The sequence below is a fragment of the Actinobacillus minor NM305 genome, assembly GCF_000175195.1.
Taxonomy (GTDB): Bacteria; Pseudomonadota; Gammaproteobacteria; order Enterobacterales; family Pasteurellaceae; genus Haemophilus_A; species Haemophilus_A minor.
In genome coordinates this window covers 1-1,665 of record NZ_ACQL01000042.1, presented here as the reverse complement: position 1 = coordinate 1,665, position 1,665 = coordinate 1, and the positions used below count along the sequence as shown (strand labels likewise).

Annotated in this window: 2 protein-coding genes and 1 tRNA gene; all 3 read right to left on the bottom strand. The window is 34.2% G+C overall.

Features of this window, described 5'->3' with window-relative positions; genetic code table 11:
- Positions 1-5: 5 nt before the first annotated feature.
- A tRNA-Leu gene (locus AM305_RS01470) sits at positions 6-92 on the bottom strand.
- A 217-nt stretch (positions 93-309) separates the two neighbouring features.
- On the bottom strand, positions 310-1,119 hold the full coding sequence (locus tag AM305_RS01465; RefSeq protein ID WP_005822468.1) for a hypothetical protein: 810 nt from the start codon (positions 1,117-1,119) through the stop codon (positions 310-312).
- A gap of 4 nt (positions 1,120-1,123) precedes the next feature.
- Entirely contained in the window at positions 1,124-1,549 is a 426-nt protein-coding gene (locus tag AM305_RS01460) for a hypothetical protein (protein WP_005822466.1), read from the bottom strand.
- Positions 1,550-1,665 lie beyond the last annotated feature (116 nt).

Genomic DNA, 1,665 nt, shown 5'->3' with positions numbered 1-1,665 from the left:
TAAAATGGTGCCCGAGGCCAGACTTGAACTGGCACGCCCCGAAAGGCGAGGGATTTTAAATCCCTTGCGTCTACCGATTCCGCCACTCGGGCATCAATATAATATTGAATTTTTGCTTGATACTTAGCAGCACCAAACAACGAGATATATGATATTTGTTCTGATAGAATTCTGCAAGAACTTTTTTCTTAACCTTTGATTGATTGAATAAAAATCATCTACATAGAACACAAATCAAGCAACCCCACCTTTAGTATTTAATAAATAAAATAGGAAGATATAAATCATCTTCCTATTCCCCAAAGCTAACTAATCATCAATAGTAAAAGAAACCTTATCTGAAGACCACACTTCTTCATTTTTTTCATTAAATAGTGTTACTTTGATTTGTTCAGGTTTCATTTTTAAACAAATTCCTACATAAGGGCTGATCTTGCAAGATTCTTCAATGCCATTCCCTTTCCCAATACCTTGCAAAACATATAGATACCTTTCATTAGGGTTACTACCCCATAATTTTTCTGCAACATCAATAGGCATATGTACATAAGGACATCCTTTAATATCTAGTTTAATAAAATTAGAAGCTCGTAGGACTTCTTTTCGCCCTGCGACGCTAGCCAAATGTTGGCAAGGTCTAAAAGAATCATCATCCTCTTGCCCCAAAGATAAAATTTCTTTATCCATATCATAGTAGCTTAGATTTACATCAGCAATATATCCCGTATTTTTAGCAGGCTCTCCCGCAAAAAAATTAGCATATACAAAATCTTGAAGTAAAAATTTTAAATCAACATCTAATTCAGAGTAATAAGTAGGATTGCGTTTTTCTTCAAATGGAGTAATCGCTTTGACCAATCCAGCTCTAGCCCAATTTCTGATTAAATTTTCTGAATCCCCATTCTCTTGATAAATTTTAGACGCATACAGTACTTCCTGAAATGGTATGTTACTAAATTTATCATTAAAGTATATCCCTTGCCGATAAGCAGCCCCAAAGATATTGATAGTTTCTGCATTACCATCAATCAATGCACTATTTGACATTTGGTTACTATTATTGGCATTTACAGGTAAAGCTAAAGCACCAAATAACAAGGCTACAGCCAATTTTTTCATACGTTTACTCCTCTATAGACGATTTCTGATTATATTCTGTTTTTATACGACGTTTTAGCGAAGCTAATTCATCCGTATAATTGTCAATGGCTTGAAATTCTGTATTATCTTTCGCAATCAGACCGACATAACTATCAAGTAAAATAGCCGCAAAAAAGCCAGCGTTATTGTTATCCTTCGATTGAAATAATGCCCCCAAAGCGTTAGTTTGAAATGAATTTATACCTTGTTGAGCCAGAAATTGCTCTATCTGAGAGAAACTAATCCATTCAGATGAATAAGTTCCTTTCTCCTCATTCTCTGCAATACGTACCGCAAAATCATTGTCATTTTTGCCAAAGTCAAAAAAAATCCTACTGTCAGATTTCAGCTTTTTAGCTGATTTTGTCAGTAGAACAATATAGTCTTGAGAGTTGTTAGCCCCATCCATATGTAACTCCTGATAGAAAAGATATTCCCTATTCAATACATTACCTTGATGATAAATAACAAGAAAACAATCTCACTATTTATAACCAAGGCTCTCGTACTAAAAAAATGATTCAA